Source organism: Azospirillum sp. UFLA03-27 (assembly GCF_059803775.1).
In genome coordinates this window covers 1-8073 of record NZ_JAUQTX010000286.1, presented here as the reverse complement: position 1 = coordinate 8073, position 8073 = coordinate 1, and the positions used below count along the sequence as shown (strand labels likewise).

Sequence of the window (8073 nt, the reverse complement as noted above, 5' to 3'; positions counted from 1 at the left end):
GGGCAAGATCATCACGACCGAGGGCCGTCACCCCGACAGCCGTCAGCGCTTCGAGGCCGGCCCCGACGACATCGCCGAAGGCATGCCGCTGGTGGTTCTGGTGGACGGGCGTTCCGCCTCCTCCGCCGAGGTGGTGGCGGCGGCGCTCCAGGATTCGGGCCGCGCGGTGGTGGTGGGTGCCTCCTCCTACGGCAAGGGCAGCGTCCAGACGGTGACACGCCTGCCCAACGATGGCGAACTGTTCCTGACCTGGAGCCGCATCTACACGCCCGCCGGCTACACCCTGCACCGCCAGGGCGTGCAGCCGACGGTCTGCACCAGCCGCACCGGCCAGGACGACCCCATCGCCCTGCTGTCCGACCTGCGCGACGGGCGGGCGCGTCCGATGACCCAGTTCGCCGGCTGGCGCGCCCGCGCCGCCGACGATGAGGAGGCGCTGGCCCGCCTGCGCGAAGCCTGCCCCTGGAAGGAGCATGAGCCGGAACTGGACCTGAAGGTGGCGCTGCGCCTCCTCGCCGAACCGGCGCTCTACCAGCGCGCGGTCGCCCTGTCCTCCACCAACACGGTGGCGGAGCGCTAAGTCGTTTTCCGTCCAGAATTGCGGTAAAAAAAGGACTCGGATCGGCCCTTCCAGCCACTTTACAAAGGCTTGACATCGCGGCTGTAGCGGGTATCTTCCCCCGCTACGACGCCGCCCCGCCGGGCTGGCGGGTCACGGATTTTTAGTCGGGATTGAGATCATGGCGAAGCAGAACACCGTCCTCATCAAGCTGGTGAGCACGGCTGACACCGGCTTCTTCTACGTGAAGAAGAAGAACCCGAAGAAGACCACCGAGAAGCTGTCGTTCCGCAAGTACGACCCGGTGGCGCGCAAGCACGTCGAGTTCAAGGAAGCCAAGATCAAGTAAGGTTTCCCGGACTGCCGGAATCAGAAAGGCCGCCTTCTGGCGGCCTTTTGCTTGTCCGTATGCTGCCTTGCCTCCTCTGCCGGGCTCGGTTCCGTCAGGGTGACATCCGTTAGGGCGGCATCCGTCAGGGCGACAGCAGGGCTTTGGCGGGAGGATCGGCGATGGTGCAGTTGCGCCCGGCGCGCTTGGCCTCGTACAGCGCCTCGTCGGCCCGGCGGATCAGCCCCTCGGCGGTGTCGCCCAGCCGGCCGCCCACCGTCACGCCGATCGACACCGTGACCGGGATCTCGCCCACGTCGGCGGACACCTTGAACAGCGTGTCGGCGATCCGTCCGCGCAGCCGCTCCGCCACCGTCAGCGCCGCTTCGGCATCGGTGTCCGGCAGGACGACCACGAACTCCTCGCCGCCCAGCCGCGCCACCAGATCGAAGGTGCGCAGGTTGCGGCTGGCGCGGTTGGACACCTCCTTCAGCACCTCGTCGCCCACGGTGTGGCCGTAGCTGTCGTTGACGACCTTGAAATGGTCGATGTCGAACAGCAGGATCGCCACCGGCTTGTGGTTGTCGATCGCCCGCTCCAGCAGCCGCGGCAAATGCGCGTTGATGTAACGGCGGTTGAAGACGCCCGTCAGACTGTCGGTCAGCGCCATGGACAGGCTCTGCTCGTAGTTCGCGCGCAGACGTTCCTGATAGCGCTTGCGCCGGATCTGGGTGCGGGCGCGGGCCAGCAGCTCGTTCCGGTCGATGGGCTTGCTGATGTAGTCGTTGGCGCCGAGTTCCAGACCCTTGGCGGCGCGGGTCAGGTCGCCCTCCTCCACCATCAGCAAGATCGGTAGCTGCCGGGTCCGCTCGTGAGAGCGGAGCTGGGAGCACAGCCGCAGGCCATCCTCGTTCATCAGCGTCAGGCTGATCACCACGAGGTCGAGATCGTCGCCCTGCGCGCGCTCCAGCGCCGCGGCGCAGGTGTCGGCGGCCATCACGTGGGCGTGGTCGCGCCTCAGCGTCTCGGTGACCTTGTCCAGATCGAGACGCGAATCCTCCAGCACCAGAACGCGGGCGCTCTCGAAGGACTCGCTGTTCAACGTGCCCGTCGGCTCGAGAACCCCCAGCTGGCCGGAGGTCGTCTCCCGCAGCCGCCATTCGTCCATCATCATTTTCAGGCGGACGAGCGACCGCACCCGCGCGAACAGCGCGACATCATTGACCGGTTTGGTCAGGAAATCGTCGGCTCCGGCCTCCAGCCCGCGCACGCGGTCGGCTCCGTCGGACAGGGCGGTGACCATCACCACCGGGATGTGCATGGTCGTGGGATCGGAGCGGATCTTCTCGCACACCTCGAACCCGTCCATGCCGGGCATCATGACGTCGAGCAGGACGATGTCCGGCGACTCCCGCCGCACCATCTCCAGCGCCTCGGGACCATTGCTGGCGGTGATGACGTTGAAATACTCGCGCGTCAGCTTCGCCGCGAGCAGCTTCACGTTCGGAAGGACATCGTCGACGACGAGGACGCGAGCGGACATGGAACGTGCGACCGATCCCGTAACAGGTTAGCGGAGGAACTTCTGAACGGCTTCCAGGAACTTCGTCACCGAGATCGGCTTGGCGATGTAGTCCTCGCAACCGCCTTCCCGGATCTTCTCCTCGTCCCCCTTCATGGCGAAGGCGGTCACCGCGATGATCGGAATGGACTTGAGCGCCGGATCGTCCTTGATCCAACGCGTGACCTCCAACCCTGACACCTCGGGCAGTTGGATGTCCATGAGGATCAGATCCGGACGGTGCTCCCGCGCCATGGCCAGGGCGTCCATCCCACTGCGGGTCTGAAGCGTCGCGTAGCCGTGCGCTTCCAGCAGATCGTGGAAGAGCTTCATGTTCAGCTCGTTGTCCTCGACGATCAGGACACGCTTCACGGTTCGGTCGTCCATCGGCGCCTTCTTGGGGCTGTTCGGTTCCGCGAGCATCGTGCCACCCGCGCTCCTGCTTGCAGCGACCACACCCGGAGAGACCGGTATAGCCCGTTCACTGTCCCGCCGCGACGGTTAAATTGTCGTTAGCGATACCGCCCGCGATCCGCCGCCGGCCGCGAAGTCCCCATGATTCCACAGATTCCCTCATGCGATCACCCGCTCCGGCGGGAAGTGCAGGTCGATGCGCGTTCCCTGCCCCGGCGTGCTGGACAATGCCAGCCACCCGCCATGGGCCTCCACCAGGGAGCGCACGATGGACAGGCCCAAACCGGTTCCGGCGCCGTTGCGGATGCGTTCGCCCGGCACCTGACGGAAGGGCTCCAGCACGGTGAGGCGGTGCTCCTCAGGGATGCCGATTCCCGTATCGATCACGGCGATGCGCAGGCCGGTTCCAGTCAGATCCTCCGCGCGCGTCACGTCGATGGCGATGCGCCCGCCCGCCGGGGTGAACTTGACCGCGTTGGACAGCAGGTTCAGCAGGATCTGCCGCAGCGATCGCCGATCCGCGCGCAAGCGCGGCAGCGGCCGGGGAAACGAAGCGTCGAAGGTCAGCCCCGCAGACGTCAGCGACAGTTCCTGAAGGGCGTAGACCTCGCCCACCACGACCGCGACGTCCACATCCTCCTCGTGCAACGCGACATGCCCCGCTTCGATCTTCGACAGGTCCAGCACGTCGTTGATGAGTTCCAGAAGATGGGCGCCCGAGGCGCGGATGTTGCCGATGCAATCGCGCTGCCGGTCGGTCAGCGGGCCGATTCCCGGATGAAGCAGGAAGTCGGCGTAGCCGATGATGGCGTTCAGCGGGGTGCGAAGCTCATGACTCATCCCGGTCAGGAAGTCCGACTTGGCCCGGTTCACCTCGGCTTGCCGCGCCGCCTGCGCGACGCGGCGCTCGCGCTCCACGGCGCGTTCGGCGGTGTCCAGCATCAGGCTGAGCGCGTCGGCGGCCATGGCCGCCAGCATCCGCGTGGCCAGCGGCACCCCATGAGGGCGCCGGTGATGACCGGAGATCACCCCCCACGGCTTTCCGCCATGGACGACCGGCACGGTCAGGGCCGCCCCCGCCCCCATCCGCCGCAGGAAATCCAGCCGGGCCGGCGCCGGGCTGCGCAACTGCGCGTGGGCCAGATCGGGCGGCGGAACCGTGGCGTCGGCGTGCAGCAGGGGAACCGGCTCCGCCGCATGATCGGGGATCACGCGCACCCGTGGGCTCGCGTCCGGGGCGCCATCGAGGGCGGCCGCCGGCAGGGCCGCTCCGGGATGGAGGTCCGGGGCGGCCTGGTTCCAATCCGGCGCCTGATCCTTCGCCACCACCTCGCCGTTGCCCGAGGCGTCGAAGCGGCAAACGATCACCCGGTCCAGCCCGGTGAGACGGCGGACGGTGTGGGCGGTGTGGGCGGCGATCGCCTCCAGTCCCGCGGCGTCGCGGAGGGTGGCAAGCCCCGGCATCGGGCCGGGCGGCGGCGCCGCGGCGCCGCGGCTCTCCGGTCCGGCGGACGGCCGCTCCACCTCCAGGATCACCCGCCCGCCATGCTCGTGAAGAAACGCCGGAAGCGATTCCCCACCCGGCGGCGTCACGACCGCATGCAGCCCCAGAGCCCGCAGGCCCGGCGGCAAGGCGGCCAATCCCTCCAGCAGCGCCGCAAGCTCCGGCAGTTCCAGCACGTCGACGCTGCGGCCCAACAGCCGCTCCGGAGCCAAGCCGAGGAATTCCGCCGTGTTGGCGCTGCAGGCCAGGATCGTCGCGCCATCGCTGCGCAACGCCACCAGGGCGCCGTGCGGCTGTATCGCGTCGGCGGCAGCGTGGATGGAAGATTGCTCGGCCGGGGGGTGGGGCGACGGGGGATTCGGGCGATCCGAAGACGTGTTCAGAGCGGGCACCTTTGCGACGGAAAGGTGCAGATGCTGCGGTGGGATCACCGTCCGGTCAAGCGCAGCCTGGGGGGTGCGACAGGCTGACCGATCCGGGGGTCGCGCGCCGGCCCGGCTCAGGCGGTGGCCCGCCGGTTCGCCGTGGATCGCGCGACGGGCTGTCCGGCCTTACGCCCCGGCGAGCGTGGGCGACGTCCGGCCTTGTTGCGGTACATGTGGGAGTCGGCAAGGCGGACCACCTCCTCCTCACGGTCGTCGGCCCCATAGGACTGCACCCCGAAGGAGAAACGGATCGGCAGTTCGGCGTTGCTCCACTGGACGCCGCGCCGGCACGCCGTCGTGGCGATCTGCCGGGCACGGGCGGCGCCGCAGGCCGCGTCGGTGTTCGTCAGCAGCAGGGCGAACTCGTCCCCGCCCAGGCGGGCCACCACGTCCTCCTCACGGACCGCACCGACGAGCAACCGGGCGATCTGGCGCAGATAAGCGTCGCCGGCCATATGGCCATGGGTGTCGTTGATCCGTTTGAAGCCGTCCAGATCGATGATGACCAGCACCCCGCCGCCCTTGCCGTTTCCTTTGGCCCGCTGCCGCCGCGCGGCGGCGATCTCGCGCCGGAAATGGCTGAAGAAGCCGCGGCGGTTCAGCAGCCCCGTCAGCTCGTCCGTCATGGACAGGCTTTCCAGATAGGCGATCCGTTCACGCTGCTCGGCGATGGTGGCGCGGGCTTCGGCAAGCTGGCTTTCCAGGGCCGAAGCGTCCACGGTCACGGGCACCGCCGAATGGGCGATGCGGGAGCCACGCAAAGGGGGCATTCGCAGCAGACGGTCGTGGGTCCCACGGTCGAAAGGCAGTCCGTCGTGATGATCGGCGGCAATGACGTCCGGGTCCTGGGTGGTCACGACGGCGCTCATGGGCTTTCTCCACATGATCGGCACTGGCTGCGCCGAATTCACAGCAATCGCCGTGCCACATGAGGATTTTCAGGAGCCTAGGCCTTTCGTCCCGGCAACTTCTGCCGGGCAAGGCCGCCCCCTGGGCAGATTCTGCCCGGAGAACGGCCCATTACGGAAAATTTTATCTATTTTTGATTTATTTTCTCTTTTGAACGGCTTTCGAACAAATGGCCTGTCCGGGATCGGACGGCCCCCCTCGTAACACCCTCACACCACACGGTCCGGCGCCGCCGCCCCGGCGAAGAAGGCGTCCAGATTGTCCAGCGCCTTGAAGCCCATGGCGTTGCGGGTTTCCACCGTGGCGCTGCCCAGATGCGGCAGCAGAAAGGCGTTCTCCAGCCCGCGGTACCCGGCGTGCAGGTTCGGCTCGTTCTCGAACACGTCCAGCCCGGCGGCGGCCAGCCGCCCACTGGCCAGAGCGGCGATCAGGGCCTCGTCATCGACGACGGAGCCCCGGGCGGTGTTGACCACAATGGCCCCCGGCGGCAGGCGCTCGATCCGCTCCGCGTTCAGCCAGTGGGTGGTTTCCGGAGTCGCCGGGAAATGCAGCGACAGCACGTCGCAGACCGCCAGCATCGCCTCGGGGTCGGCATGGTAAACCGCGCCGGCCTCCTGCTCCGCGGGCAGACGGCGCCGGTTGGAGTAGTGGATGGTCATGCCGAAGGCCCGCGCCCGCTGCGCCACCGCCTGCCCGATTCGGCCCATGCCGATGATGCCCAGCCGCTTTCCGCCCAGATGGGTGCCGAGAAGCTGGGTCGGCGTCCAGCCGGTCCAAGCGCCGGCACGGATCATCCGCTCGCCCTCCGACGCACGCCGCGCCGCGCCCAGCATCAGCAGCAGCGCGATGTCGGCGGTCGCATCGGTCAGCACGTCCGGGGTGTTGGTGACGATCAGGCCGCGGGCCTTGGCCGCTTTCAGGTCGATATGGTCGGTGCCGACGGAGAAGGTGGCGACGATCCGCACGCCCTCGGGCAAGGCCGCGATGGCCGCGGCGTCCAGCCGGTCCCCGGCGGTGCAAAGGATGCCCTCGGCGCCGGTCTCCCCCGCCAGGGCGGCGATGTCGGCACCGGACAGCGCGCGGTCCTGCGGGTTCAGCCGGGCGTCGAAATCGCGCGTGGCGCGGGCCTCCACCGCGTCGGGCAGGCGCCGGGTCACCAGGAGTGCGGGCCGTGATGCGGGAGAGTCGCTGCGCATGTTTCTGTCCTCAGCCTTCCGTTTATTCGGGGGGTCGGGCCTTCCGCTCCGACGCCGAAACACCCATAATCCATCCGACGCTGCCAATCACCTGTGGATGTCGCTTTGCAGAACCGCCGCTCCGCCGCCCGCCTCGCCCTTTGCGCGACCTTCGGCGCGTTCCTGGTGTCCCTGACTGCCCTTCCCGTCACCGGCGCGGCCCAAGCGGCCCCCGCCAATGCGGCCGGCGCGGCGGTGGGAGCGGCGGCGAACATCCTGCCTCATCGTGCCGTCTACAAGATGTCGCTGCTGTCTGCCCGCAACAGCTCCAAGGTCAGCGACGTGCGGGGCCGCATGCTGTTCGAATGGGCCGACGCCTGCGACGGCTGGACGACGGAGCAGCGCTTCCAGCTCCGCTTCGTCTACGCCGAGGGCGATGAGATGGCGATGACCACCAACTACACGACGTGGGAGGCCAAGGACGGGCAGCGTTACCGCTTCAACGTCCGCAAGCTGATCAACGGGGAGGAGGACGAGGAGGTGCGCGGCGACGCCCGGCTGGCCAAGGACGGCAGCGGCACCGCCGCCTTCTCCAAGCCGGAGCCCCAGGACATGGAACTGCCCCCCAACACCATGTTCCCGACGGCCCACACCCTGGCGGTGCTCGACCACGCCAGCGCGGGTGACACCTTCTTCAACCGGGTCGTCTTCGACGGCGCCGATTCGGAAGGGGCGACCGAGGTGTCCACGGTCATCGGCGCGGCCATCCAGGCCAAGGAGGACGGCGCCGACCCGCTGTTGAAGGGCAAGAAGGCGTGGCCGGTGCGCATGGCCTTCTTCCCGCTGAAAAGCGATTCGGCCCAGCCGGAGTATGAGATGAGCCTGCGGCTGCTGCAGAACGGCGTCGCCGAATCCATGCAGATCGACTACGGCGATTTCACCGTGAACGCCATCCTGGAGAAGGTGGAGGCCCTGCCGAAATCGGGCTGCTGACCGCCGTACGCAGAGGCGCGAATGCAAAGGTCACAGCCCATGGCGCATTTCGTTACAATTCATTTTGCCATCTTTTGAGGAAACTGGCCTAAACTGTGCATGGTGCGTGACCACACCGCCGCGGATTCGTGTCGCGCATCGACAGCAGGATGAGGGTTTTCCTATGGCCAAGAAGCAGGTTTTGGTGGGACAGGTGTTCCAGACC

8 protein-coding genes are annotated in these 8073 nt (G+C 67.9%); 3 read left to right on the top strand and 5 right to left on the bottom strand.

Annotated features, from left to right (window positions below; translation table 11 throughout):
• Together Q4I23_RS28130 and rpmG are read left to right on the top strand one after the other, a co-directional pair.
• A partial coding sequence (locus Q4I23_RS28130; RefSeq protein ID WP_498528389.1) for a S41 family peptidase occupies positions 1-580 on the top strand: 580 nt, incomplete at its 5' end.
• A gap of 160 nt (positions 581-740) precedes the next feature.
• A complete protein-coding gene (gene rpmG, locus Q4I23_RS28125; protein WP_012974790.1) occupies positions 741-908 on the top strand; it encodes a 50S ribosomal protein L33 in 168 nt (55 codons plus the stop codon).
• A 124-nt stretch (positions 909-1032) separates the two neighbouring features.
• Here the strand turns inward: rpmG and Q4I23_RS28120 are convergent, their stop codons facing one another.
• The 5 genes from Q4I23_RS28120 to Q4I23_RS28100 form a co-directional block, all read right to left on the bottom strand.
• Entirely contained in the window at positions 1033-2430 is a 1398-nt protein-coding gene (locus Q4I23_RS28120) for a PleD family two-component system response regulator (protein ID WP_454017655.1), read from the bottom strand.
• Positions 2431-2457: 27 nt separating this feature from the next.
• Positions 2458-2835 carry a response regulator gene (locus tag Q4I23_RS28115; protein ID WP_041812620.1) on the bottom strand — a complete coding sequence of 126 codons (378 nt, stop codon included), beginning with the start codon at positions 2833-2835 and terminating at the stop codon, positions 2458-2460.
• A 186-nt stretch (positions 2836-3021) separates the two neighbouring features.
• Positions 3022-4758, bottom strand: coding sequence for a sensor histidine kinase (locus Q4I23_RS28110; protein WP_498528390.1), 1737 nt, complete (start codon positions 4756-4758; stop codon positions 3022-3024).
• Positions 4759-4865: 107 nt separating this feature from the next.
• Entirely contained in the window at positions 4866-5660 is a 795-nt protein-coding gene (locus Q4I23_RS28105; RefSeq protein ID WP_454017653.1) for a GGDEF domain-containing protein, read from the bottom strand.
• A gap of 249 nt (positions 5661-5909) precedes the next feature.
• On the bottom strand, positions 5910-6896 hold the full coding sequence (locus tag Q4I23_RS28100) for a 2-hydroxyacid dehydrogenase (RefSeq protein WP_498528388.1): 987 nt from the start codon (positions 6894-6896) through the stop codon (positions 5910-5912).
• A 105-nt stretch (positions 6897-7001) separates the two neighbouring features.
• Here Q4I23_RS28100 and Q4I23_RS28095 point away from each other — a divergent pair, with 105 nt between their 5' ends.
• Positions 7002-7868, top strand: coding sequence for a cell envelope integrity EipB family protein (locus tag Q4I23_RS28095; protein ID WP_454017651.1), 867 nt, complete (start codon positions 7002-7004; stop codon positions 7866-7868).
• Positions 7869-8073 lie beyond the last annotated feature (205 nt).

Excerpts from the sequence above, each read along its gene's own strand:
- rpmG (WP_012974790.1), top strand. The coding sequence starts at position 741 with ATGGCGAAGCAGAACACCGTCCTCATCAAGCTGGTGAGCACGGCTGAC.
- Q4I23_RS28120 (WP_454017655.1), bottom strand. The coding sequence starts at position 2,430 with ATGTCCGCTCGCGTCCTCGTCGTCGACGATGTCCTTCCGAACGTGAAG.
- Q4I23_RS28115 (WP_041812620.1), bottom strand. The coding sequence starts at position 2,835 with ATGGACGACCGAACCGTGAAGCGTGTCCTGATCGTCGAGGACAACGAG.
- Q4I23_RS28105 (WP_454017653.1), bottom strand. The coding sequence starts at position 5,660 with ATGAGCGCCGTCGTGACCACCCAGGACCCGGACGTCATTGCCGCCGAT.
- Q4I23_RS28100 (WP_498528388.1), bottom strand. The coding sequence starts at position 6,896 with ATGCGCAGCGACTCTCCCGCATCACGGCCCGCACTCCTGGTGACCCGG.